Genomic DNA, 26052 nt, shown 5'->3' with positions numbered 1-26052 from the left:
GACCAAACATGACCCGTACAATTGTCGAATCCAAAACAAAAACCGCCATCATCGGTTTTGACCAACCGTTCTGTGTGATCGGAGAACGGATCAACCCCACGGGGCGCAAGATCCTTGCGGAAGAGCTGGAGCGTGGTGATTTTTCCCGCGTTGAGGCGGACGCCGTGGCGCAGGTAAATGCAGGTGCGACGATCCTCGATGTGAACTCGGGCGCGGTGTTTTCCAACAAAATGGCCGAAGACCCGCGCTATGCCGACAACAACTTTGTCGAGCCGATGCTGATGCCCGAAATGATCAAACGCGTGCAGGCCGTGACCGATTGCCCGATCTGCATCGACAGTTCGGTCCCCGGCGCGCTTGAGAATGGCTTGGAGGCTGCCGAGGGTCGCCCGCTGCTGAACTCGGTCACTGGTGAGGAAGAGCGGCTGGAGCTGGTGCTGCCGTTGGTCAAAAAATACAATGTGCCTGTGGTCGCGATTTCAAACGACGATACGGGCATTTCCGAAGACCCCGACGTGCGTTTTGCCGTGGCCAAAAAGATCGTCGAGCGGGCAGCAGACTTTGGCATCCCCGCCTATGACATCGTGGTCGACCCGTTGGTCATGCCCATCGGCGCCATGGCCACAGCGGGACACCAGGTCTTCACCCTCGTGCGCCGCCTGCGCGAAGAGCTGGGCGTGAACACCACTTGCGGAGCCTCCAACATCAGCTTTGGCCTGCCCAACCGTCACGGCATCAACAACGCTTTCCTGCCGATGGCTATGGGTGCGGGCATGACCTCTGCGATCATGAATCCTGTCGCCCTTCCCGTGAATGCCAAGAAAATCGCCGAGAAAAAGGCCGAGTTGGAGGCCCTTGGCGTGGTTCTTCCCGAGGGGATGGACGACGAGGCATTTGTGCAGTTGTTCGGCATGGGCTCGACCCTGCCGAGGGCGGGCAAAGAGATGGAGGCGATCCGTGCCGCCAACTTCCTGTTCGACCGTGACCCCCATGGTGGTGACTGGATCAAATTCAACAAAGTGGCGCCCAAGGCAGGCCAAGAAGGCCGCGGGCGTGCGGGCCGCAAGGGCGGTCGCCGCCGGGGTTAATTTGGTAGATGAAGATTGGCGGCCAACCGCCTGACTTCATTGGTTTCCTAGGACGCAAACTTGCATCAATCGGAGTGTCGCGGCAGCGTGGAGCATTTCCGCCCTGTCACGCATCACAGTCGTCAAGCTGCCCACGGCTCGGCCACCGCGACGATGTGCTCGCATTTGCGTAGAACTGCGATGGCACAGTTCTTTTCGGCCAGCGTTGGGATCAGCGTTGCCCGTGGCCGCACCCCTCAGAATCAGCGATGAGGGCAGCCCTCCCCCAGCCAGAACATCTGTGCGCGGGAATTGAGCGTGCAGCCAAGGCCGAGGATCACCAGAGTCCTCTGTGGCCAGCCGCCCCATGGTGTCGCGCTCACTATATTGCCCAAGCGGTCGATCGCATCCTGATGCACCGTGTCGCCGCGGTTTTCCGTCAGATTGGACGTGGTCGGCTTTCCGGCTACGACTTCGCCCAAGCCAAAGTTGCGCGCTGCGTTGCCTTGCGTAGCTCTGTCGTGCCGTGATCGCGCAGCATCGGCATCTAGCCGTCAACAGCCGCGGCACCAGTGCCAGCCCTTGTTCTTTGGAATCGCCGGTCGTTGCGGCCTATGGCGTAGAGTGTCAGTGATGCGCCAGCTGTCGCCGACAGGAAGATCGCAAGCATGTCGCATGCGGTGTCTGCGTCTATGTGGTTGGGGGTAGTGGCGGACAGACAGTCCTTTAGGTTGAAGTGAGAACTCAGAAATAAGTTATAATTAACAGTAGGTTGTGCATATTTAGCATTTGCGACTGGGGCGCAGTTTGTGTGGCAAATTCTTGCATATTCTAAGCTTACTAAACCCTCGAAAATTCAACAACCTGCCAATGGTCTTTGACAATTCCGGGCTGAGCTTTCACCAACGACGTCGAGGTGGATGCAAGCGGCCCATAACGGACATTGAGCGCGAACGATGTCCCCCGCAATACAGCTTCCCGAAAGCGGTCATTGGCGCATCCGCAGCATCTTAAGGCTGCGGATGACCACAATGCAGGACATTGCCACCATTGATCAAATTGCCAGCTTGCATCACAACACTCCGTCCACCTTACAGCGTGGATACTTTAAAGCTTTCGAGCAGGTCCGGTGCCGATGCCAACAAACCAGAAATGTCACTTGGAAAAAGTTTAGCCTCGCCAGAAACCATGAATACCGAATTTCCGCGCTGCCATTGGCATCTGAAATTGTAATTATCCACCAACACATTTCTTATGGGGCCCCACCGCCAGCTCCATGATTGAAGTCAACAGCCATTCCTATAATGATTGTATCCTCTTGAGTTTCATGTTTGGGCACCAAGTTTGCGACAGACACTTTAGCAAGAAAAAACTGGCCTCCGCGTTCTGGGTTACCGTTATAGGGGCCATACTGCCAAGGGATCTCATACTTGTCATCGCCAAGAAAATAGGTCTGCCGATAGCCACTGTCGAAGGACGGCAAGCGTGGAATTAGAGAAATGATCCCAGTGACAAGCAGGCCAATTGCATAAATATGCGGGGCGAGTGGGTGCCGATACAACCATAGGCCAAACATCACAATTGCTGTTAGAATTGTTGCGGCTACTGCCCATTGGCGCAAAAGATGAAATAGGTCGCCCTGTGCGGCCATCGGGTGGTAGAATTCACTAACGCCCACGACTACGAAAACCCATCCGCACCAAGCGGTCGACACAACTGCTGCAATCCAAAATCGAATGGGCCATGAAAACATACGATGGTTTAGGACGTAGGCAGGAAGTTTACTATACAGGAAGGGCTACCAAGTGAGGTCGAAATGGGCTCCAAGTTGCCATTCGCTGCGGTTGCAAACGAAATCACTGCCACATCGGAAGGCGAGAGGCGGCTATGCGGACGAAGCCGACATTGACGTTTGAGAGCCCTTTTTCCATGTTTTTGAATTGGAAGATTTGCAACAGAATACTTTCTGATCAAAAACAGAAACGCGCAATATTTTGGCGCGCGTCAAATGGGTCTCAGCTGAGTTCGAATATGCGCATCCCTTGCCAGATGCCCGTCCACCACGATTGATGCAAAATTTGATCCTCTCAATCAGGTCGCTTAAATACAAACTCAAAATGATAGACGTATATCAGAAAATGATTGACGTCTTGCAGTTTTCTTTTCTACGCTCGTCTTACGGCGATGAAATAGGGAGAATCGCCACTGGGAGGAAACATGTCAGGACCGACATTAAGCGATGTCGCGGATGCCGCTGGTGTAAGCTATGCAACCGCGGATCGTGTATTGAATAATCGCGGGAACGTTGCCCAAAAATCGATTGCAAAGGTGCGTGAAGCCGTTGATCGGCTGGGCTATGTGCGCAACGTTGCGGCTGCGAACCTGTCGCGCAAGCGGGTTTATCGTTTGGCATTCCTGATCCCTTCTGGGCCCAACGCATTCTTTAATCGCCTGCGCGCGCACATCACGGCGTTGGCGCAACACCTGAGCGTGGACAATGTCACTGTTGAGATCGTTGATGTATCTGCCTTCTCGGTCGAAGCACTGCACGATAGTATTGGTCAGCTGACAGGATATGACTTCGACGGAGTCGCTATTGTTGGCTTGCAAAATGATCAATTAGAGCAACCCCTTGCTGATTTGCGTGCCCATGGCGTGCCGATTATCGGCTTGGTGTCTGACCTGCCTGTGGCGCTCCGCTCGGCCTACATTGGTATTGATAACATGGTCGCAGGTCGCACAGCTGCGCGTCTGACGGGGATGGCTCACGCAAACCGCACTGGGGCGATCCAGACCTTTGCAGGCGCACTGGATGCGCGCGACCATGCAGAGCGCTTGCAGGGGTTTCGCGATGTCATCGCTGCAGATTTTCCAAAACTCAGCGTCCTTGATCCGATCCTTACCAAGGATGATCCTGCTGTCTTGTATGATGCGGCCTGCACCGCGCTGCAAACGAACCCGTCTATCAGCGCGATCTATAATGTTGGCGCGGGCAATGTGGGGCTGATTAAAGCCATTAGCGAGATTAAGGACACCCGACCGTTCAGTGTGATCCACGAACTGGTAGAGCATTCGAAGCAAGCCCTGATCACGGGTCACGTCGACTTGGTAATCGACCAGCGCCCAGATGTCGAAGTCTCGCGGGCTTTTGCCCTGTTGCGCGCCCTTATCGACCAGCGGGACATGCCGCCGATGCCCGCCCTAATGCCAACGATCTTTGTGCAAGATAATTTGCCTGCCGACACTCTCAATGACCCGATGGAAGCCCAAGTAAAATGACTGATTTTTTCAAAGACATCTCGCCCTTGGCCTATGGGCCCGAAGGTTCTGATCTGGGGTTTCGCCACTACAATCCTGACGAGGTGTTTGCGGGTAAGCGGATGGAAGATCATCTGCGGTTCGCCGTCGCCTATTGGCATTCCTTTGCTTGGCCTGGTGGTGACCCCTTTGGTGCCGAGACATTTGAGCGGCCATGGTTCGGGTCCACGATGGATCTGGCGAAGATGAAGGCAGATGTCGCGTTCGAGATGTTCGATCTGCTGAACGTGCCGTTCTTTTGCTGGCACGATGCTGATATCCGCCCCGAGGGCGACACGTTCGCGCAAAGCCTGCGTAATTTCCAAGAGATCATCGACTATTTTGGCGAGAAGATGGAAACCTCGAACACCAGGTTGCTTTGGGGTACGGCCAACCTCTTCAGCCACCGCCGGTTTATGTCAGGGGCCGCCACAAACCCCGACCCAGAGATTTTCGCGTGGTCGGCAGCGACGGTCAAAAACTGCATGGATGCGACGCACAAACTGGGCGGTGAAAACTATGTTCTGTGGGGGGGGCGCGAAGGCTATGAAACGCTGCTCAACACCGACCTGAAACGCGAACGCCAACAGGCGGGGCGGTTTTTGCAGATGGCTGTGGAGTACAAGCACAAGATCGGTTTCAAAGGCGCGATTTTGGTTGAGCCCAAGCCGCAAGAGCCTTCCAAACACCAGTATGATTTCGACGTCGCCACAGTGTTTGGATTCCTCAAGGAATTTGGGCTGGAGGGTGAGGTCCAGATGAACATCGAACAGGGCCACGCGATTTTGGCGGGTCATTCGTTTGAACACGAACTGGCGCTGGCGTCATCGCTGGGCATCTTTGGCTCAATCGACATGAACCGCAACGACTATCAGTCTGGGTGGGACACGGATCAATTCCCCAACAATGTCCCCGAAGTAGCACTGGCCTATTATGAGGTGCTCAAAGCTGGCGGCTTCACCAAAGGCGGCACCAATTTCGACGCCAAACTGCGCCGCCAATCTCTTGATCCAATTGACCTGATCGCGTCGCACGCGGGTGCGATGGATGTCTGCGCACGCGGGTTCAAAGCCGCCCACGCGATGCTGGAAGACGGCACGCTAGAGGCGATGCGCGCAGAGCGTTACAGCGGGTGGGACAGCTCTGGCGGCAAGGCCCTGCTGGACAGCGATTTCGCCACCATCGCGGCGGACGTGGAAAAAGGCGGGATCGACCCGCAGCCACGCTCGGGCCGTCAGGAAATTCTGGAAAATATCGTCAACCGCTTCGTCTAAGCGGATAGGGAGGAAGACCATGAAAAACATCAAAGGCCCTGCGCTGTTCTTGGCACAATTTGCCACCGACGAAGCGCCGTTCAACTCTTGGGATAGCATTACAAAATGGGCGGCCGATTGTGGCTATAAAGGCGTGCAAGTACCCAGCTGGGACGCGCGCCTGATTGATCTGGACAAGGCGGCAAACAGCAAAGACTACTGCGACGAATTCAAAGGCAAGGCCCTTGAGAATGGCGTCGAAGTGACGGAATTGTCGACCCACCTGCAAGGCCAGCTTGTCGCGGTGCATCCCGCCTATGATTCCGCTTTTGACGGCTTTGCGGACCCGTCCGTGCATGGCAATCCCAAGGCGCGGCAGGAATGGGCCGTGGATCAGGTGAAAAAGGCGATTTCGGCCTCTCATAACATGGGCATCAAGAACCACGTGTCGTTTTCTGGCGCATTGGCTTGGCCTTACGTCTACCCTTGGCCCCAGCGCCCTGCTGGCCTGATCGAGACCGCGTTTGACGAACTCGCCCGCCGCTGGCGTCCCATTCTGGACCACGCCGAAGACAACGACGTCAACATCTGCTACGAAATCCACCCTGGCGAAGACCTGCACGACGGCGTCACATTCGAGATGTTTTTGGAACGTGTCGACAATCATGCGCGCTGCAACATGCTCTATGATCCCAGCCACTATGTGCTGCAATGCCTTGACTACCTCGATAACATCGACATCTACAAAGACCGCATCAAGATGTTTCACGTCAAAGACGCGGAGTTTAACCCCACAGGGCGTCAGGGCGTCTATTCCGGCTACCAGCCGTGGGTGGATCGCGCGGGGCGCTTCCGCAGCTTGGGCGATGGTCAGGTCGATTTTGGGGCCATCTTTTCGAAAATGGCGGCCAATGATTTCGACGGCTGGGCAGTGGTCGAATGGGAATGTTGCCTGAAACACCCCGAAGACGGGGCACGCGAAGGCGCGCAATTTGTTTCTGATCATATCATCCGCGTAACAGAACGCGCCTTTGACGATTTTGCCGATGGTGGCACGGACGAGGCCGCAAACCGCAAAATGCTGGGGATCGACTGATGGCACGTACCTATGTTCGTGATCAGGGCGGCGATAGACTACTGCCCCACTACTACACTCAAAGCAATCGGACCAAACCAGATATGTTTGGAAAACGGGAAGGGTATAGATGCGCTCCGTCCGGGGTCCAAAGTAATTGGTCAGAAAACGGGCTCCTTTATCGTTCAATTGATGACCTTGCTGATCACCAAAAAGCAAATCCTGACTGGGGCGTCCGAGTTACAAAGGAACCGTCTCAATCTTTGAGGTTTAAAAACATCTTTATTGATGGAGTCCAACAATGACACGAATTCGTCTTGGCATGGTCGGCGGCGGCAATGACGCATTTATCGGCGGCGTGCACCGCATCGCATCGCGCATTGATGACCGGTTTGAACTGGTCGCCGGCGCGCTGTCATCGACGCCAGAAAAATCAGCGGCCAGTGCACAGGCGCTTGGTATCGCGCGCAGTTACGGCAGTTTTGAGGAGATGGCCAAAGCAGAGGCGGCGCGCGAAGATGGCATTGAGGCGGTGTCGATCGTCACGCCCAACCATGTCCATGCGGCAGCCGCCAAAGCGTTTCTGGCGCAGGGCATTCACGTGATTTGCGACAAGCCGATGACGTCAACGATGGAAGATGCCCTGTCGTTAGAGCAAGCCGTGGCAAAAGCTGACGCCCTGTTCGTCCTGACCCATAACTACACGGGTTATCCGATGATCCGGCAGGCCCGCGACATGGTGGCCAAGGGTGATCTTGGCACGATCCGCATCGTGCAGGCTGAATACCCCCAAGACTGGCTGACCTCGCCCATGGAAAACGAAGGCCTCAAGCAGGCCGAATGGCGCACCGACCCGACACGCTCTGGTGCGGGCGGGTCTATCGGCGATATCGGCACCCATGCCCATAATCTTGCGTGCTTTGTCAGCGGTTTGCAGGTCGAAAGCCTTGCTGCTGATTTGCAAGCCTTTGGTGCAGGGCGCACGCTGGATGACAACGCCCACATGATGCTGCGTTTTGCGGGTGGCGCGCGGGGTATGCTGTGGTCCAGCCAAGTGGCTCCGGGTAATGAGAACGCCTTGAAACTACGGATTTACGGCGAAAAAGGCGGGCTTGAGTGGTGTCAGGAAGACCCCAACTATCTGTGGTTTACGCCGCACGGTGAACCCAAGCGCCTTCTCACGCGCAATGGTGCAGGCGCAAGCGAGGCCTCCCAGGCGGTCAGCCGCATTCCGGGCGGGCATCCCGAAGGCTATCTTGAGGGGTTCGCCACGATCTACAACGAGGCAGCAGATGCGATCCGCGCTGTTCAAGGTGGCGCTGATCGGGCGTCTGCCATGGCCGTCTTGCCCGGCATCACCGCAGGGATGGACGGGATGCGGTTTATCAACGCTTGTGTCACGTCATCCAGCAACAACGCGGCGTGGACAAACCTATGACAACCAGCCCCGTCGCAGCCCTTTTCAATGTCTCCAAAAGCTTCGGCCCTGTCGAGGTTTTGCATGGCGTGAACCTTGCGCTGCATGCAGGCAGTGTTCACGCGTTGATTGGAGAAAACGGGGCAGGAAAATCCACCACGATGAAGATTCTCGCGGGGTATCAACCCCCAACTCTTGGCGCCGTAGAACTGAACGATACACCGGTGCAGTTTACCAGCCTACAAGACGGTGAGGCCGCCGGGATTGTCATGATCCACCAAGAGTTCAACCTTGCCGAGCAGCTGACCGTCGAGCAAAATATTTTCTTGGGCCGTGAGCTCAAGCGCGGGCCGATGTTGGACAAGGCCGAGATGCGCCGTTTGACCCGTGAATATGTATCACGAGTGGCCTGTGACGTTTCACCTGATGCCTTGGTGTCGGGACTGTCTAATTCTGAAAAGCAAATGGTCGAGATCGCCAAAGCCCTGTCGCGCAATGCGCGCGTTTTGATCATGGACGAACCAACCGCCGTGCTGACCAACCGCGAAACCGACGTGTTGTTCGCCCAGGTTGCAGCCCTGCGCGACGCGGGCACAGCGATTTTGTTCACCTCGCATAAATTGGACGAGGTTGCTAAGATATCCGACCAAGTGACGATCATGCGCGACGGCGATGTTGTTCATGCGGGGCCGACATCCGAAATGAGCGAAGACGCGATGGCCACCGCAATGGTTGGCCGCGATGTATCTGATTTATATCCAGATAAACCGGGCGTTCCGCGCGATGCACCTGTGGTGCTCAAGGTTGATAACCTCAGCGTGCCGGGCTTTGCAAGTGACGTCTCTTTTGATCTGCGCAAGGGCGAAATTCTGGGCATTGGCGGGTTGATCGGATCGGGGCGTACCGAACTGATGGAGGGACTTGCCGCTCTGCGCCCTGCATCAAGCACCAAAGTTACCCTGTTTGACAAGGCCGTTAACTTCAAGCGGCCAGGCGATGCCCAGCAGGCAGGTCTTTGCTATCTGACAGAAGACCGCAAGCTGCGCGGGTTGTTGTTGGAACGTGGCATGCGCGAAAACCTGACACTGGCCAATCTGCACAAATTCGGCGGCTTTGTGATCAATCGTAAATGCGAGGAAAACGCCCTGACCGATGCAATCGCGGAATTTGATATCCGTTCTGGGACGCGCGATGTGCAGGTCGGCAATATGTCCGGAGGAAACCAGCAAAAGCTGTTGCTCGCCAAGGTCATGCTGTCCGAGCCGCGGGTTCTGATCATTGACGAGCCGACGCGCGGTATCGACATTGGCACAAAGCAGCAGATCTACACCTTTTTGCGCGGCTTGGCGGATGCGGGTCATGCGATTGTTGTGATCACCTCCGAGATGCCCGAGCTGATTGGCCTTGCCGACCGTGTGATGGTGATGCGCGACGGCCGTATCGCGGGCGCGCTGGATCCTAATGAAATAACCGAAGATGCAATCGTGCGCCTGTCCATGGGGCTGCGCACGGATCAACCGCCCAAAGTGGTGTGAAGGAACGGAAAATGACTGATACGACAACCGCTCGATCCAGTGGGCTACACATGCCTTCAATGTCCGTGCTTGGGCCGATTATCGCCTTGGTGGTCCTGCTGGTCATCGGCGCTATGATGAACTCGAATTTCCTGAGTGCGGCAAACATCACCAATGTTTTGGCGCGGTCGGCCTTTATCGGGATCATTGCGGTGGGCATGACCTTTGTCATCACCGCAGGCGGGCTCGATCTGTCGGTGGGGTCAATGGCGGCGTTTATCGCGGGACTTATGATCTTGGTAATGAATGCGGCCTTGCCCAGTATGGGGATTGGCATTCCCATCATCCTTCTGGGGATGATGACGGCCATTGTCGCAGGCATGCTCGCGGGGCTTTTGAACGGGTTCTTAATCACCACGCTCGGGATTGAGGCTTTCATCGTGACACTTGGGTCCATGGGCATCTACCGCAGCCTCGTGACGTGGCTGGCGGACGGGGGCACATTGTCGCTCGATTTCGGGCTGCGCACATTCTACCGCCCTGTCTACTTTGACGGCATTCTTGGCATCAGTTGGCCTATCATCGTCTTTGCTGTGGTCGTGATCATCGGCGAGATCATCATGTCGCGCACCGTCTACGGCCGCCACTGCGCCGCCACCGGATCGAATGAACATGTCGCGCATTATTCCAATGTGAACGTGCGGCGCACGCGCCTGATTTCTTATGCCGCACTTGGCATCTTGGTTGGCATTGCCACCATCATGTATGTGCCGCGCCTTGGGTCTGCATCCGCCTCAACAGGTGTGCTTTGGGAGCTTGAGGCCATCGCCGCCGTCATCATCGGCGGCACCGTTCTAAAAGGCGGGTTTGGCAGGGTTTGGGGCACCGTCATCGGTGTGCTGATCCTGAGCCTGATCGGCAACATTCTTAATCTGACTGACTTTGTATCGCCCTATCTGAACGGGGCAATCCAAGGCGTCATCATTATTCTCGCTGTCATCCTACAGCGCGAAGGCAAGGCGGCCACTTAAGCCGCACAGACGCTTCATGGGAGGAGTAAACATGAAATTTACGAAAACATTTATCGCAGCCGCGATTGCCACAGCCGTCAGCACAGCTGCATTTGCAGACGGGCACAGCGTCAAGGTGATCGGTGTATCCATTCCAGCTGCCACACACGGCTGGGCCGGTGGCATGAACTTCCACGCCGCCGAAACTGTTAAGCGCTTGGAAGAGGTATATCCAAGCCTGGATTTCGTCCTTGCAACGGCCTCTGATGCCGGCAAGCAAGTCAACGACATCGAAGACATGGTTGCCACCCGCAACATCGACGCGCTGGTTGTTCTACCGTTCGAATCCGATCCGCTGACACCACCGATACAAGCTGTTGCAGACAGCGGCGCATGGGTGACAGTTGTTGACCGTGGCCTGTCCGTTGAGGGCATCGAGGATTTGTATGTTGCTGGCGACAACACCGGCTTTGGTACGGTATCTGGTGACTATATGGCTTCCAAAATGCCTGATGGCGGCGACATCGTTGTGTTCCGCGGCATCCCCACAACCATCGACAACGAGCGTGTGGATGCGTTCACAGCCGCAATCGACGGCTCTGGCATCAATGTTCTGGCCATGGAGCATGGTAACTGGAACCGTGACGACAGCTTCAATGTGATGCAGGATTTCTTGTCCAAGTATGACAACATTGATGCGGTTTGGGCGTCAGACGATGACATGGCTATCGGTGTTCTAGCCGCAATCGAGGCCGCTGGTCGTGAGGATGTACAATTCGTTCTTGGTGGTGCTGGCATGAAGGAAATGATCAAGCGGACCGCCGATGGCGATGCGATGATGCCTGCCAACGTCACATATCCACCGTCAATGATCGCAACCGCGATTGAATTGACAGCCGTGGGTCTGACATCAAACGCGCCTGTGTCCGGCGATTTCGTGATCGGTTCGGTTCTCGTCACACAAGAGAACGCAATGGACTTCTACTACCCTGACAGCCCGTTCTAAGGCTCTGTCATTGCCACCGGCGCATCAGGTGCCGGTGGCGTTACTTGCCTATTTGAAGACGAGGTCTCGATGACATTTCTTGGTTTGGATTTGGGGACTTCGGGCGTCAAGGCTCTCCTGATTGATGACGCACAAAGAACCATCGCCGTAGGGCATGGCGCGCTGAGCGTGCAGCGCCCCCGCGCTATGTGGAGCGAACAGGACCCGAAATCTTGGATCACGGCCTGCGAAGTCGCCATTGATCAGCTGCGCGCACAAGCCCCCAAAGCATTCGCAGCCCTGCGTGGCATCGGCGTGTCCGGCCAAATGCATGGTGCCACGTTGCTGGATGAAAACGACGCCCCCCTGCGGCCTGCTATTTTGTGGAACGATGGGCGTGCCGACGCGGAGTGTGGCGAACTGGAACAGCGCGCCGATTTTTGCGGCATTGGCGGCAATATCGTCATGGCAGGATTTACGGCGCCAAAACTGCGCTGGGTCCAGAAAAACTAACCCGACATCTTTGCGCGCACGCAAAAGGTCTTGCTCCCGAAAGACTATGTGAACCTCTGGCTGACGGGGGAACACGTCTCAGAGATGTCCGATGCGGCAGGCACACTCTGGCTTGATGTGGCCGGTCGCGATTGGTCGGACGCACTTTTGGCAGCCACCGATCTGACCCGAGACCACATGCCCCGCCTTGTCGAGGGCAGCAGCCGCGCCGGCGATCTACGCCCCGAACTTCGGGCATCATGGGGCACTGGACCCGTTACAGTCGCTGGCGGTGCGGGCGATAATGCGGCCACAGCCAGCGGTTTGGGGGCTGTTAATCCGGGCGAAGGGTTCTTGTCGCTTGGAACCTCGGGCGTGTTGTTTTCCGTGGCGGATAAGTTTGCGACAAACACCGATCGCGCGGTGCACAGCTTTTGCCACGCTGTGCCGAAAACGTGGCACCATATGGGTGTTATCCTGTCCGCGACAGACGCGTTGGCGTGGTTCGGGCAGATCACGGGTCAGTCACCCGCCGCGTTGACGGGCATGGTCAACGATGTCACAGTACCCTCTCCGATCACGTTCCTGCCGTATCTGTCAGGTGAACGCACCCCTCACAACGCCCCCGACGCAACGGGATCGTTTCAGGGTTTGCGGCGCGATCACACGCTACCCGACATGGTGCAGGCCATCATGGAAGGCGTCGGCTTTGCGTTTGCAGATTGCTGCGACGCATTGGACACCGCAGGCTCGCGCCCTCAAACAGTCAGCGTCGCGGGCGGGGGCAGCCAATCCCAAACACGGTTTCAAATGATTGCCAATATTACCGGACTTGTTCTGACGGCCCCTGAAAGCGGATCACAAGGTGCCGCACTCGGCGCGGCACGGCTGGCCATTTTGGCAAGCGACGCAGGTGCGGCTGGGGACGTCTTGACCACAGCCCGCATTGACAGAACCGTTGAACCGACGCCTGCGATAACCGCACTCTACGCTGAACGGCTGGAAGACTATCGGAGCGAAGGTCCGCATTCTTCTTAAGATTATTTGATTTATCAAAAGCCCGTGGCATTCCTAATCGCGGACTTTTTACCCCCGATGCGAAGCGAGGTCGGGCGCAACGAAGCGGGCTTGCCCGGTTAACAATAGTTGAGACTTCAAAGGACGGCTTTGTCCACACCTCGCTTCCAAGAACGCTTTCTCTTTTCGCCCGCATGTTGGAACGCCCGCTCTTGATGCCGCGCTACAGAGCTAAAATATACGCCATCGTAACAAACTTCTCGCCGCGAGCGCACGCAGAGAAGATTTGACACTTCTGCAATGGGCTCATTGCGGACTTTCGCGGTTTTTGCACATCTTGTGATATACAGGGCTGTCAACGTCTGGTTGCCGCTGTGGGAGGGAATGGTGGATCGGAGGAGTTATCATGCAAACACCAAGCTTACCGGCCATTCGCGCGCTTCGGCCCGCTTGGAACAAAGGGCGCATCGTCGGTCAAAAACTCCCGCTGAAGCCCAAGCACGTCTGGGCAATCCGCGTACGGCTCGAGCTGGCGGAGAACCAACGCGAGCTTGCCCTGTTTAATTTGGCTATCGACAGCAAACTGCATGGCTGTGATCATCTTCCGGATGAAAGTCGTTGATGTAAGGGCGTCAGGGCAGATCAAAGCGCGGGCATCCGTACTACAAAGCAAAACCCAAAAACCGGTTCAGTTTGGAATTTCGGAAGGCCCGCGGGTATCGGTCGCGAAATGGATGGAAGCCCCCCTGATGGTCGGGTCCGAATTTCTTTGGCCAGGACGTTTCCACGAGCGCCTGCACATCTCGACGCGTCAATATGCGCGGATCGTGCGGGACTGGGTTGGGTCCATTTGTTTGGAGGTTACAGCTTATGGTACGCATTCAATGCGACGGACGAAGGTCACACAAATCTATAAGAAAACGGGCAATTTGCGTGCGGTTCAGCTTTTACTGGGTCACACCGAGATGGACAGTACAGTACGATATCTTGGCGTTGAACTCGAAGATGCCTTGGCAATCTCGGAGGCCATTGAAATCTAAACCTTTGGGCCGTTCGAAAAGGACGGCCCTAACCCGACATTGGGCGGCAGCTCATCTAACGTCTGCTATCGGGCGAGCGCATATGACCGCGCGCCCAAGCGCAAAAAGAACGCGCAGAAGCTGATGACCCAGAAAAGGGGGATGCCAGGTGCCGCCACGTCCCCACGCACAGATCGCTGTTTCCTGTTGCCTGGATAAGTTAGTTCGCATATGAATTAAATTAGTTCACGTGCGAATGAAGATATGTCCAAAACGCTCAGGATCTTTCAAAAACTCCAGATAGCGCACTCGGCGCTTTTCCGAGCTGCGGATCACCGCACACGCGATCAGATCGGTCTAAGCACAACACAGCTTGCTGTTCTGTTCATTCTGTCTCGAACGGATGGTCAGCCTATCAGTGAGATCTCCAAAACACTTGCGATGGGCAAGTCCAGCCTCACAGGGCTAATTGACCGGATGTGTGCAAAGGGGCTGGTGCGACGCTCTCCCTCACAAGCAGACGGCCGTGTCACCAACATATACCTCGAACAATTGGGGCGAAGCGCGCTGGAGCAAGGTGCGCGTGAGACCAACCAGTTCAACACAGCGCTTCTGGCGCCGTTTTCAAGCGCCGAACAGGACATCATCGGACGGTTTTTGACCCATTTGGCGGAGAATGCAGATGACATTATCAACGGCGCAGCCCCAACAGACGATGCCAGCAATGACTGAGGGTGTCTCGACAAAAACCGTACGCATCAGGGCCAGTGACGGATGGAAACTGGAAGCTGACGTTCACGCCTCATCCGAGCCGAAAGTCGCTATCCTGATCTCGGCAGGCACGGGATTTCCACGCCAATTCTACAACGCAGTTGCCCGCTATTTAGCGGATCGCGGTGCGATCGTTCTTACCTATGATTATAGGGGCATTGGCGGGTCGGCTGGCGATGATTTGGCCAATTCCGGCATCGACTATTCTGATTGGGGCCGCTTTGATGCAGCAGCCGCGCTTGACGCCTTGGAAGACGCGGCACCTGGTCTGCCCCTTACCCATCTGTGCCACAGTGTCGGCGGGCATTTCATCGGTCTGATGTCGAACCATTCAAAGATCACGCGACACGCATTTGTTTCTGTGGGCACTGGCTTTTTCGGCGGCCACCATTTGCGCAACATCCCATCCGAACTCTATTTCTGGTGGGGGCTTGGTCCGTATTCGCTTCTGCGCTACGGCTATATCAAAGCTGTAGGCGGCTGGCAGGGAGAGCCGCTGCCGCCCAAACTCTTCAAGACGTGGCGCCGTTGGAGCCATCGCCGAAGCTATTTCCGACCCGATCTGGCAAGATCGCTGGCCCCGCACGAGTATAACAAGGTAACAGCACCGATACGTTCATGGATTTTTCCCGATGACCCTATCGCCACGCCTTCGACTGCCGCGGATCTGCTAAAGTGCTACCCCTCTGCCCCGCATGAAGTGATTGTTCGCAATCCATCGGATGTCGGCGTCGCGCGGATCGGGCATGAAGGCGCTTTGCGTAAAGGGCGCGAAGCCCTATGGGGCGAGTTCTGGGATTGGCTTGCTGCCGGTCCACAGACGAAGTCTGCCACAAATTGACAATTCCCCATCTCACACAACACAGGACCGAAAATGTCTGAAAATATCACCATACGTACCGCTGATCGGGTCACAACAATGACCATTTCACGCCCGGCAAAGCGCAACGCAATCACACAAGATATGTATGCGTCTATGGCAGACGCGCTGGAGGAGTATGCGCGCTCCGACGATAGCCGCACGTTTGTCATTACCGGTGCTGAAGACTACTTCACATCCGGCAATGACCTGCAGGACTTTGTTATGGGTGCGCGCAGTGACGGGGTTCCGCCTGTCATACGGTTTTTGACAGCCGTTTCTACCTGCCCAAAACCGCTGATCGCTGCCGTGAATGGCCCCGCAATTGGCGTCGGAGTAACGATGCTACTGCATTGCGATCTGATCATCGCCTCTGACACTGCCACGTTCAGCACGCCCTTTGTGCAACTGGGGCTGGTGCCAGAGGCCGCTTCATCCCTGCTTTTGCCTGCGACAGTCGGTATGGCGGTGGCGAACGACATGTTTCTGGCAAACCGTGTTCTCGACGCAGATGAAGCGGTTCGCTTCGGGTTGGTTTCACGCCTGTACTCGTTCGAAGACCTTATCGTTGAGACGTCCAAGATCGCCAAGCAACTGGCGGATGCGGCACCGACTGCGATGCGCAAGACAAAATCGCTGATCCGGCATGGACAGGAGCAAATGACAGCTCAGATGGAGAAGGAATCCGTTCTGTTTGCCGAGCAGTTAAAGTCGCCTGAATTTGCAGAAGTTGTCGCGGCCAAGATGCAGAAACGGGTGCCGATTTTTAAATAATCCACATAGCTTAACCGCTCTTTTCTGGGGAGCTAAGTCTGAGGTCGGTTTAATGAGAGGAGAAATGGCGCACCTCAGGACCGCCCTTGCTGCAAGGGCTTACCCGAGAGCGCGTGAAGGCCATCTAATGCGTGCTGGCAATGAAATTCGATCGACTATCTGCTCTCGCCCAGCAAAACCTCTACATGGGCCGAACAGAACTCAAAGATACGTTGGTCGAGTTGACATCTAGAGCAAAAGTTTCCGCCGACTTGAAGGTTGGTCGAAAGCAAAAGTTCGATGATCCCGACATTATCAGACGCGCTTAGTGAGGCCTCAATGGCAGCTTTTGGGCTTACCAATCCTTGCATTGCGAACGCAGTGAAAGTCAGGTTTCCGCCCCTATCAACTGCAGGACGGGCCATTGTTTTACGTGCGTTTCTGTCTTTCCGCCAAAGAGCACTCTCAATGCAGCACGGGTTCTTGCGCTGCAGCTGCGGCCTCATCAATCAACTGCTGGATGCGCCGCAGCGATGGCGACTGGCCATTTGTTATAGCGATCGCCACGCGTGTGATCAGGCAGTCCACGACTTCATCGTAAAGCCGACCCGCTGATTGTTTGCGGATCAGATCAGCGAGGTCCTTGATCCCTGGATAGCCGATCTGGAACACGCGACAGCGATCGAGGAGCGGTGCTGGGATGCCCTCCCGCTCATTGGCAGTCATGATCCAGCTGATCTGGCCCATGTTGTAAGTGCGGCGCGTGTAGGGGCATTCCCAAGACGTGGAAGAAGAAGGCTCGAGCAGGCCAAGCAAGGCTTCCGGCAGGGATACGCGCGAGCCTCCACTGGCCGTCATAGTGCCAGCTTTCTCGATTTCATCGACAATCATGATCGGGTTGGCGATGCCAGTCTTTGCGATTTCCTGCAGCGGAATGCCTGCTTGAGCTTTGCTCCAGGTCGGGTCAGATCCAGCGACGGTGAAGCTTGCATTCGACGCGGCTGCGTCAAGCGTTCTGACAGGCAGACCGGACAGAGCTGCCAGCTTTCGCGCATATGTTGATTTCCCACTGCCCGGGGGACCAATCAGGATCACGGGCGGCAGGTTCAGCCACATGTTTCCAGCGCTGTATCGCGCCCGTAGGGCCTTATAGGCCCATGTTGAGACGTCGGACATCCATGGCGCTGAAGCATGGAGCGCAGCGATCATTTCATCAAGGGCGTGCATTGTTGATGGGCCCGCCAAGGCGGGATGCGAAGTGGCGAGGCTTGCGACCAAGCGCTGCACCTCCTCGCGCTGGCCGTTCTTCTTTTGCGCCCGCTCATATTGGCGCGCTTGGTCTTTGAACACGTACTGTGCCGCATCGTAGACAAAGCTGACCTGCACGGCATCTCGGACCGCCGCGATAAACGCGTCATTAGGATCTTCATGGACAAAGCCCAAGAAATCCATCTGATCTGGATCGAGTAAACCTCGCTCTTCGATGATAGAAGCTACGTTCGCTGTCATAATGCTGTTGAGCTCCTCTTCGACACGTTGCTCGACCATCTCTTTGGAGACAGCTCTGGACCATAGGAAGTCGGTCATGCCTTGGGTCTCTGCCATGCGCAGCAGCTCTGCTTTCAGGTCATCAAGGTCGGGTCCTTTGAGGAGCAGTTCGGTAAAGTCTTTGAGATAATGTGTCATCAGTCCATGCCTATTGAGGGCCATCTTTTGTGGCGTCATCGGCAGAGCGGATCTGGGAATGTTTGGTAGGGACACACGTTGATCGGCCAGGCCGATCAGCCTGGTTTACAGCTTGGGCGCTGCGGTAATCTCTAGTGTGTGTATCAATGTCATGACTTTAATATCCGCGCTCAGCAGTTTGGTTTCAAGCCCATTTCATATCCATCAGGGCACTTTCCCCAAATCTGGCTCCTCTTCTGCAGCATCGTCTATGATCTCCAAGGCCTCGTTCTTTGCCTCCGGCGCGAGATCATTGCGCGTCAGGAACGCTCTGATCCGATTGATCTGTTCGTCCAAGCGGAAGATACGCGCGAACAGATTGCTTTCCACGAAGGCGAGGCGTTTGGCGAGCTTCACAATTTGTGTTCGCAGCTTTGCGGGCGTGTCCTTCAATGGCGTGGGGTCCTGCATCGTCGTCTTGCCCGTGTCCGGATCATAAACAAGCGTTTCATTCTCTGCCTCGACCAAGACTGCTTCAATTGCGTTCACACTCTGATCATATGTCTCTTTGGCAGCCCGCGCCGCAGCCATCTGCTCCTGCACCTTTTGCCGCTCCGCCCTCACAGCCTGTTTCTCAACCTCAATGGCCTCTGCCTCCTGAGCCATAGTCGCTTCCAACGCGACACGTCGCGCCTCCAGCCGCTCCATGTCCGCGGCCATCTCCAACTGTTTCTTTTCCAGCCTTCGGCTATAGGTCTCTTTTCGATTGATCTCTTTTTCCGTCAACACAGCCTTCGCTTCCAACGTCTGCAGATGTCTTTGTGTCTTCGCCACTGATGCCTTCTGTTCATTGATGTCTTGGGACATCGCGGCGATCTCAACCTCCAGCGCCGCCTTCTCCTGCGGCAGATCCTGATGCAGCTGCTTCACCGTGCGATGGAGCGAGTCCGAATACTTCGCCCCCGCTTTCAGCCGCGCTTGCTTCTTGTTGCCCCGTTCGATTTGCGGCGCGTAGCGCTGCATCACCTCCGCCGCCAGATCTTGCAGCGCCGACATATCGCCGCGGCGCATGGCGTTGCTGATCGGCTCTCCGTCGTCGTTATAAGAACGCATGGTAAAATGGGCGTGGATCGCGGTTTCATCGAGGTGAACCACCAGTGCCTCCAGCGACGTCTTCAGCTGCGCTGCGATCTCTTGAGCCAGCTCCCGGAACGCGCGATCCTGCATCTCTTCGGGCAACTGGTTGAACACCTCCTGCGCGGTGTGGCCGAAGGTGATGATGCCCGCTGTGGTGACCGCCGCATTGGATTTCATCTTGCGGGTGCGGCCTGCACGTTTCCGCAAGGTCTCGTTCTCGCGTTGGATGTCCGGTAATGGCCGCAGCTCCATCAGGTGCCGGTTCAGCTCGGTACGGTCTTCGTCGACATAGGCAGGCTGCTTGCCAATCCGAAAGTCGTGACGCCGTTGGAACTTCGCCTTGGCCATGGCCTTCGGTTTAATGCGCACAGAGACGGCATTGGGGTTGGCTGCGGCAGCATCTTCGGGGGTATTTTGTTTGGTGTTTGTCATCGGGCAAGCATCCGTGCCCTTTACGAAAGTTCAAAACCTTTCCTGAATAAGGTATGTTTGTCATATACTTATTGAAGGATAATCTGATCACACAACCTACTCGGCATAACTTGCGTTATCCCAATCCGGTGAAGAGGCTTCGCCCCTTTCAAAACCCCACCAAGGGACGCGCTGCTCCCTTTGGAAACCCTGAACCAAGGGCACCGAGGAGCCGTTTTCGCTGACCTGAACCCACCAGTTTTCCACAATTATCGGCATGCGTGCCCGAGTTTGTCCGAGATCGGGACAGGCTGTCTGTGCTATAAATAGGCCATCCCGCGGGCCCTTTCGGCTTCATCCATCATCACCCATTGCACCGCGTTTGCGCGACCGGAGACCTATTGCTTGCAGCACGCCTCGCTTCATATCCCACCGCCAGCAAGACGCGCTTCCGCGCCTTGTGCTGCTGAGATGTTGGAGGCGCGGATCGTTAAAGCGTTGGGAACCGTTGCGCTGCTTGTCGTCGAGGACCCCGTTTACGTTCCGGTGTTCGAGCGGCTGGAGCAGGAACTGGCGGACATCCGATCAAGGGACGACGCGGTTGAACGGGCCCGTCAATTTCTTCCTGCCGAGTATCAAAACGCGATGCGCTGAACCATCTCCGCTTTGAATGCCAATCCACCGCCCTGACCGTAGCGCTCGCGGTTCAGGCTGTGGCCCATCAAATCGCGGCGCACGCGGTCATCCACACCCGCCCGCAACAGGCGGTTCTCGAAACTGTGGCGCAGCGAGTACACTACATGGTCGTCGCTCTCCATGAGGCCGTTGGCGCGTAGGTATTTGTTCACTGTGGAGGATAAGCCTGCATCGTTGTCACGGTATGTCGGAAAGCCATTCGGGAAAGCGCGCATCGCCTCAAGGCTGACCCCGACCAGCGGGATCACATGCTTCGAGTTCTTATTTTTAATCGCCCGACCAAGCCGCGATCTCACAATCAAATGCGGGATATCTGCATCCAAACAGAACTGATCAGGTGCCGCGCAAGCCGCCTCAGAGGGGCGGTACCCTGTGTTGATCATGCCGAGGAAGATGGTCCGCGCCTCTGCGTCTAACCCCATCAAGGCGTTTGGAGCCAAGAGCTTTGTTCGGATCCACTCATCACTGAACGGCGGACGCTCCGGTTTCTCGCCCTCTTTGAACGCCAAGCCATCCAGCGGAAGATCCAGCCCCATCCGCTTCATGCTGTTCACGGTCTTTAGGATTTCGCCGAGGAGGATCAGATCTTTGTTGGCGCTGTTCGCGGTGAGACCGCCAATCTCAATCCGCTCCTGCCAATATGAACGGAACTCCAGCATGTCATCGGCAGTGATGTGGTTCATCGGCTTGTCGCCAACAACGCTCACAAAATTCCGGACAGCCTTCTTGCGCGGGTTCTCCCACCGGCGTTTCTGGTCCTCGCTTTTGCCAAAGGTCTTGTCTTTCGCCAGCGCCCAATAGGTCTCCAGCGCTTGCGTGACAGTCAACGCCGGTGGCTGCTTTGTCCCCAGAACGGCTGCTGCCCCTACCGGGTCCGGCCTCTGGTCACGATTGGCGAGCGTCTCAATCCGGTCCAGCAACGTGTCGATCGGTAACTGCACCACCTGATCCAGCGGCATGTAACGCACGCCCTTGGCCGACGCTAAATCCTGAACGGACTCAAAGTGTTTCACCGCATCGTCATCATGACCGGACAACCGCGCTTTCCACGCCGCAACCTGTTCGTTCCAAACGGCGGGTGCTTTCTCACAGGCAAGCCGCCGAGAATCCGTTTTCAGACTGATCCAGATCTCAGAACGGGATTCGACCTATTGAAATTCCACAGGCACACGGCGGCGCAGGCACCACTGGTTCCCTCTTTTAATCACAGACATAACACACCCCGCGACGAACCTGCTGTGTAGCAGATTGTGTAGCAATTTCGGGGTGTTCGATTGGCCCATACAGCACGCGATACACCCTTTGAAGGGGTAAGTACTCGTAAAATATGAGGTTTCAAGGTTTCTTGAAAAATGGTCATGGCGGACAGACAGGGATTCGAACCCTGGAGACGGTCTCCCGCCTACACACTTTCCAGGCGTGCGCCTTCGACCACTCGGCCACCTGTCCGTGGTCGCTCTTTAACAAGGGTCGGCGCGTATGTGCAACCCCGAAATGAGCCACCTGCCCCGCAAAATATCATGTGTCGAGATGCAGGTAGATGCGGCGGTTCATCCGGCCCTTTTTCTCGATCTTGCCCAGACGCAATGCGCCGATCTCTCCCGTGCGGGCCACGTGGGTGCCGCCGCAGGGTTGCAGGTCGATCCAGTCGTCCTCTTCGCCGATGCGCACAAGGCGGATGTCGCCCTGCCCGCGGGGTGGTTTGACGGCCATTGTCTTGACCAGTTCGGGCGCGGCGTCTAGCTCTGCTTCGGAAATCCAGCCGTCACTGACGCGGGCGTCCTGTTCGACAAAGCTGTTGAGCGCCTCCTCCAGCGCCTCGCGGTCGTCCGGCGCGTCGGGCATGTCGAAATCCAACCGCCCGTGGGTGGCCGAGATTGCCCCACCCGTCACGCCAAAGGGCACTGCAACAGACAGCAGATGCAGGGCCGTGTGCACGCGCATGTGTTTGTGGCGGCGGTCCCAGTCCAGCTCTTGCTCAAGGTGGGTGCCGACGGCGGGAAGGGCCACAGGCTCGGACGGGACCAGCGCGATCTGCGCGCCCTCGCCTTTGACGGCGGTGGCGATGTTCATGCGGCTGTTGTCCCACGCCAGCCAGCCGCTGTCGCCGGGTTGGCCGCCGCCTGTGGGATAGAACAGCGTCTGATCCAGCACCACGCCCCCTTCGGCGGTATGAGCGATGACACGGGCGCGGGCATCGCGGGCGTATGGATCATCACGAAAGAGCATGTGGGTCATGGCGGGCTACTCTTTTTCAGAGGGCTTGGTCAGGGCTTCGGGGTTGCGCAGCCAGACGTCCTGTTGCGGATAGGGGATTTCGATGCCTTCTTTGACGAAACGGGCTGCGATGGCGTGGTTCACATCGTTCTTCACGCTCATCATCCAGTTTACATCGCGCAGGAACATGCGAATCTCGAAATCCAGCGATGAGGCCCCGAAGTTCACAAACAACACCGAGGGCGCGGGCGTGGCCAGCACCATCGGTTGATCCTCGGCAATCTCGCGCAGGATGCCTTCGACCATTTTGGTATCGGTGCCGTAGGCGACGCCGACACTAACGATCAGACGGCCCAGCGTGTTGCCACGGGTGTAATTGGTGACTGTCCCGCTGACCAGATCGGCGTTGGGCACGATGACGTCTGTGCGGTCGAACGTCTCGATCCGCGTCGAGCGCACAGAGATGTCGCGCACATAGCCCATCTGCCCGCCGCTCACCTCGATCCAGTCGCCCTCGGAAATCGGGCGCTCGATCAGCAGGATAATCCCCGAAACAAAGTTCGACACGATATTTTGCAGACCAAAGCCGATGCCGACCGACAGCGCCCCCGCGACAATCGCAAGCGAGCTGAGGTCGATCCCCGCGCCCGTTATCGCGGCAAGGGCTGCAAGGAATATCCCGACATAGCCAAGCCCCGAGACGATCGCGTTCTGCCCGCCTTTGTCGATCTTGGTCTTGGGCAGAACATTGGTTTTCAACGCCCCTTGGGCCAGACGGGTGGCCAGATACCCGATGGTGAAAATCAGCGCGAAGGTCAGGAAATCTGTGGGCGAAATTCTGCTGTCTCCGATGGCGAAACCACGGCGGAACGCGGCCCAGATCTCGGCCAGATCGGACAGGCGTGCGCCCCAGATCAGGGCAAGCACGGGGATCGAGGCAAGGATCAGCAGCAGGCCGATGAAGGTGGGGATCAGGTCCTCACCGGCTTGGGCGCCCCTCCCTGTGATGGCACCGTATACCGTGGCCGCAAAGCTGTGCAGCGCCAGCACCAGCCCCAGAACGACCAGCGTCAGGATCGTGGGTTGCAACAGATAGCTGGCCGCATTGTAATAGCCTGCCGCCTGTAGCAGCGGAGCGATGAACGCAACGATAATGGCAATCAGGCCAAACCCGCGCACGATCCGGACCAGCGTACTGGCGCGGGTTGTTTCGGCCTCCGGGTCGGCGTTGTCGCCCTCATAGTGGCGCAACAACCGACCAATACGGAAAAGCGCATAGGCCAACAGCACAGTGAACGGAAAGCTGGCAACCGTGATCGCGGTTGTGGTGGCTTCATCCAGTTCCAGAACCTTGAGCACCAGCGCGTTTGCAATCACCAGCAGCGTGATCGCACTGACCAGAAAACGTGCTTGGGTTCGGTCGGCGGCGGGCAGCGCCAGCAGCGCCTCGTCGTCATCGCGGGCAAAGACCTGTTCCGCCACCCAGCGAAAGCCCAGCATCACCCCGCCAAGGGCAGGTATCAATCCAAGCAGCTCGTCGCCACGTTCGTCCAGATACCCCGTACTGCGTACCGCATAGACCAGCAGCGTCAGCCCGATCAGCGGCAGGATAATCCGCAACAGGGAGACGACAAAGCCCCACACGCCCATGCCGCGTGCGCCCATCTTGCGCATCTGCCCAACGATCTGTTTTGACCAGTGGCGCCCGCGAAAGATCAGCACCAGTCCCGCAAGGATCGCAAACAAGATCACGGGCGCTTTGCGGCGCAATTCGGCGGTGCGCGTCTCGGCCTGCTCTGACGCGGTAGTGTTCCACAGCTTTGTAGTTGCCTGCCCCAGCGCCGCCAGCGCAATGGGCCAGTTCACCGGATTAACGGGGGATGCAACGACCTCCAGCAGGGCTTCGGCCTGCCTGTTGCGCAAAATGGCGTCGATCTCTGCAACAAGGTTGTCGGCGCGGGTAAAGGCGGCCTCTGCCGCAAGGACGGGCGCGTTGAGCAAAGCCAACTGGGTTTCCAGCTCTTCGCGGGTGGACTGCACGCTGGCGGCTTGTTGCGACGGCTCGGTGTCGGAGGCGGGCTCCAACAGGGCAAGTTGATCGCGCAGGCTGGCGATGCGGGTGGCATTGGTGCCGCGTGCATCGTCAAACTGTTCCCGAAAGGCGACGATCTGATGGCGCAACAGATCCAACGTCTCATCCGAGGTGTCGGGGGTGTCCACGGCCGTCTCTGCACGCTCGGCCAGACCGGTCCAGCGTTCGAAATTTACACCGGGGATGTCTTGGGCCACAGCGGCGCAGGTCCACAGCAGGGTGGCGATCAGGGCAAAGACCAACCGCAAGGGTCGGATACTGGCGCGGCTCATACTGGTTCGATCACTGACGGCATTGCGACCGCGTCGCGGTTGAGCCAATCCGGCACGGGCAGGTTTTTCGAACGCAGGAAGTCAGGGTTGAACAGTTTGGACTGATACCGCGTGCCATAGTCGCACAGGATCGTCACAATGGTTGATCCCGGCCCCATTTCGCGGGCCATGCGGATTGCCCCTGCAACATTCACGCCACTTGATCCACCAAGGCACAGCCCCTCGTTGGCAAGCAGGTCAAACACCACGGGCAAGGCTTCGTCGTCGGGTATGCGGTAGACCATATCGGGGGTGAACCCCTCAAGGTTGGCCGTCACGCGGCCCTGCCCGATGCCCTCGGTGATGGAATCGCCGCCATGGTCTTCGCCTGTGTAGATTTTGGTCATGCCCGACCCGCCCGGATCAGACAGCGCGACCTTCACGCCTTTAGGCTGCAAATACATGCCCATCCCCGCCAGAGTGCCGCCCGTGCCGATGGCACAGGTGAAGCCATCAATTTTGCCCTCGGTCTGGGCCCAGACTTCGGGGCCTGTTGTCTCGATATGGGCCTGACGGTTGGCGGTATTGTCGAACTGGTTGGCCCAGATGACGCCCTCGTTGGTTTCGCGGGCGAGCTTTTGCGCCAGCCGCTCGGAATAGCGGATGTAGTTGTTGGGGTTGCTATAGGGCGCGGCGGGCACTTGAACCAGCTCGGCCCCTGCAAGGCGCAACATCTGCTTTTTCTCGTCTGATTGTGTCTCGGGGATGACGATCACGGTCTTGAACCCCATAGACGCGCCGACCAGCGCAAGGCCGATGCCTGTGTTGCCTGCCGTGCCCTCGACAATCGTGCCGCCGGGTTTCAGATCGCCGCGGGCAATGGCATCGCGGATGATGAACAGTGCGGCGCGGTCCTTGACCGATTGGCCGGGGTTCATGAACTCGGCCTTGCCGTAGATGTCACATCCCGTCAGCGCGCTGGCGGCGCGTAATTTGATCAGGGGCGTATTGCCCACCGCATGTTCCAGATCGCGTGCTACGTGCATGGGGAAAC

At 57.1% G+C, this 26052-nt stretch carries 20 protein-coding genes, 1 tRNA gene and 2 pseudogenes; 15 read left to right on the top strand and 8 right to left on the bottom strand.

Going from position 1 to position 26052, the window contains the following annotated elements; all coding sequences use genetic code 11:
• Positions 1 to 8 precede the first annotated feature (8 nt).
• Complete coding sequence (locus ABMC88_RS09870) at positions 9 to 1088, top strand: methyltetrahydrofolate cobalamin methyltransferase (protein WP_349576710.1); 1080 nt, start codon at positions 9 to 11, stop codon at positions 1086 to 1088.
• A gap of 1231 nt (positions 1089 to 2319) precedes the next feature.
• Here ABMC88_RS09870 and ABMC88_RS09865 read toward each other — a convergent pair.
• Positions 2320 to 2718, bottom strand: coding sequence for a hypothetical protein (locus ABMC88_RS09865; RefSeq protein ID WP_349576709.1), 399 nt, complete (start codon positions 2716 to 2718; stop codon positions 2320 to 2322).
• A 566-nt stretch (positions 2719 to 3284) separates the two neighbouring features.
• Here ABMC88_RS09865 and ABMC88_RS09860 point away from each other — a divergent pair.
• From ABMC88_RS09860 to ABMC88_RS09800, 13 genes and pseudogenes are all read left to right on the top strand, one after another.
• Entirely contained in the window at positions 3285 to 4346 is a 1062-nt protein-coding gene (locus ABMC88_RS09860; RefSeq protein ID WP_349576708.1) for a LacI family DNA-binding transcriptional regulator, read from the top strand.
• Positions 4343 to 5638, top strand: coding sequence for a xylose isomerase (xylA, locus tag ABMC88_RS09855; RefSeq protein WP_349576707.1), 1296 nt, complete (start codon positions 4343 to 4345; stop codon positions 5636 to 5638). Before ABMC88_RS09860 ends, xylA begins: the two co-directional genes overlap by 4 nt.
• 19 nt (positions 5639 to 5657) lie before the next feature.
• The gene (locus ABMC88_RS09850) at positions 5658 to 6713 is read left to right on the top strand and encodes a sugar phosphate isomerase/epimerase family protein (RefSeq protein WP_349576706.1); all 1056 of its coding nucleotides are present in this window, start codon (positions 5658 to 5660) and stop codon (positions 6711 to 6713) included.
• Positions 6714 to 6993: 280 nt separating this feature from the next.
• On the top strand, positions 6994 to 8130 hold the full coding sequence (locus ABMC88_RS09845; protein ID WP_349576705.1) for a Gfo/Idh/MocA family protein: 1137 nt from the start codon (positions 6994 to 6996) through the stop codon (positions 8128 to 8130).
• Positions 8127 to 9644 (top strand): sugar ABC transporter ATP-binding protein, encoded by a 1518-nt coding sequence (locus tag ABMC88_RS09840; RefSeq protein WP_349576704.1) that lies wholly within the window; start codon positions 8127 to 8129, stop codon positions 9642 to 9644. Before ABMC88_RS09845 ends, ABMC88_RS09840 begins: the two co-directional genes overlap by 4 nt.
• Before the next feature lie 11 nt (positions 9645 to 9655).
• A complete protein-coding gene (locus ABMC88_RS09835; protein ID WP_349576703.1) occupies positions 9656 to 10654 on the top strand; it encodes an ABC transporter permease in 999 nt (332 codons plus the stop codon).
• A gap of 31 nt (positions 10655 to 10685) precedes the next feature.
• The gene (locus ABMC88_RS09830) at positions 10686 to 11639 is read left to right on the top strand and encodes an ABC transporter substrate-binding protein (RefSeq protein ID WP_349576702.1); all 954 of its coding nucleotides are present in this window, start codon (positions 10686 to 10688) and stop codon (positions 11637 to 11639) included.
• Positions 11640 to 11708: 69 nt separating this feature from the next.
• Positions 11709 to 12419: pseudogene (locus ABMC88_RS09825) on the top strand (FGGY family carbohydrate kinase); the annotation flags it as partial.
• Between the two features lie 15 nt (positions 12420 to 12434).
• A complete protein-coding gene (locus tag ABMC88_RS09820; RefSeq protein WP_349576897.1) occupies positions 12435 to 13148 on the top strand; it encodes a xylulokinase in 714 nt (237 codons plus the stop codon).
• 385 nt (positions 13149 to 13533) lie between these two features.
• Positions 13534 to 14167, top strand: a pseudogene (locus ABMC88_RS09815) (tyrosine-type recombinase/integrase).
• Between the two features lie 243 nt (positions 14168 to 14410).
• The gene (locus tag ABMC88_RS09810) at positions 14411 to 14878 is read left to right on the top strand and encodes a MarR family winged helix-turn-helix transcriptional regulator (protein ID WP_349576701.1); all 468 of its coding nucleotides are present in this window, start codon (positions 14411 to 14413) and stop codon (positions 14876 to 14878) included.
• A complete protein-coding gene (locus ABMC88_RS09805) occupies positions 14829 to 15758 on the top strand; it encodes an alpha/beta hydrolase family protein (protein ID WP_349576700.1) in 930 nt (309 codons plus the stop codon). Before ABMC88_RS09810 ends, ABMC88_RS09805 begins: the two co-directional genes overlap by 50 nt.
• A 33-nt stretch (positions 15759 to 15791) precedes the next feature.
• Positions 15792 to 16550, top strand: a complete 759-nt coding sequence (locus ABMC88_RS09800; RefSeq protein ID WP_349576699.1) for an enoyl-CoA hydratase — start codon at positions 15792 to 15794, stop codon at positions 16548 to 16550.
• Between the two features lie 444 nt (positions 16551 to 16994).
• Here the strand turns inward: ABMC88_RS09800 and ABMC88_RS09795 are convergent, their stop codons facing one another.
• Positions 16995 to 18215, bottom strand: a complete 1221-nt coding sequence (locus tag ABMC88_RS09795) for an AAA family ATPase (protein ID WP_349576698.1) — start codon at positions 18213 to 18215, stop codon at positions 16995 to 16997.
• A 204-nt stretch (positions 18216 to 18419) separates the two neighbouring features.
• Entirely contained in the window at positions 18420 to 19763 is a 1344-nt protein-coding gene (locus ABMC88_RS09790; protein WP_349576697.1) for a plasmid recombination protein, read from the bottom strand.
• Positions 19764 to 20213: 450 nt separating this feature from the next.
• Here ABMC88_RS09790 and ABMC88_RS09785 point away from each other — a divergent pair, with 450 nt between their 5' ends.
• A complete protein-coding gene (locus tag ABMC88_RS09785) occupies positions 20214 to 20396 on the top strand; it encodes a hypothetical protein (protein ID WP_349576696.1) in 183 nt (60 codons plus the stop codon).
• On the opposite strand, the gene ABMC88_RS09780 is transcribed toward ABMC88_RS09785, so the two are convergent.
• The 5 genes from ABMC88_RS09780 to ABMC88_RS09760 all read right to left on the bottom strand — a co-directional run bounded on the left by ABMC88_RS09780 (position 20378) and on the right by ABMC88_RS09760 (position 26044).
• Positions 20378 to 21475 carry a site-specific integrase gene (locus tag ABMC88_RS09780; protein ID WP_349576695.1) on the bottom strand — a complete coding sequence of 366 codons (1098 nt, stop codon included), beginning with the start codon at positions 21473 to 21475 and terminating at the stop codon, positions 20378 to 20380. The two genes, ABMC88_RS09785 and ABMC88_RS09780, sit on opposite strands and share 19 nt — an antisense overlap.
• A 322-nt stretch (positions 21476 to 21797) precedes the next feature.
• Positions 21798 to 21887: transfer RNA gene (locus ABMC88_RS09775), tRNA-Ser, on the bottom strand.
• Between the two features lie 69 nt (positions 21888 to 21956).
• The gene (locus ABMC88_RS09770; protein ID WP_349576694.1) at positions 21957 to 22676 is read right to left on the bottom strand and encodes an alanyl-tRNA editing protein; all 720 of its coding nucleotides are present in this window, start codon (positions 22674 to 22676) and stop codon (positions 21957 to 21959) included.
• Positions 22677 to 22682: 6 nt separating this feature from the next.
• Positions 22683 to 25019: a DUF3772 domain-containing protein gene (locus ABMC88_RS09765; RefSeq protein ID WP_349576693.1), complete on the bottom strand. Its 2337-nt coding sequence runs from the start codon at positions 25017 to 25019 to the stop codon at positions 22683 to 22685.
• Entirely contained in the window at positions 25016 to 26044 is a 1029-nt protein-coding gene (locus tag ABMC88_RS09760; RefSeq protein WP_349576692.1) for a cysteine synthase A, read from the bottom strand. Before ABMC88_RS09760 ends, ABMC88_RS09765 begins: the two co-directional genes overlap by 4 nt.
• Between the last annotated feature and the right edge of the window lie 8 nt (positions 26045 to 26052).

Origin of the sequence: Sulfitobacter aquimarinus (genome assembly GCF_040149565.1) — a bacterium.
Lineage (GTDB): Bacteria > Pseudomonadota > Alphaproteobacteria > Rhodobacterales > Rhodobacteraceae > Sulfitobacter > Sulfitobacter aquimarinus.
The sequence above is the reverse complement of the archived record's forward strand: the minus strand, read 5'-3'. Positions and strand labels throughout refer to the sequence as shown.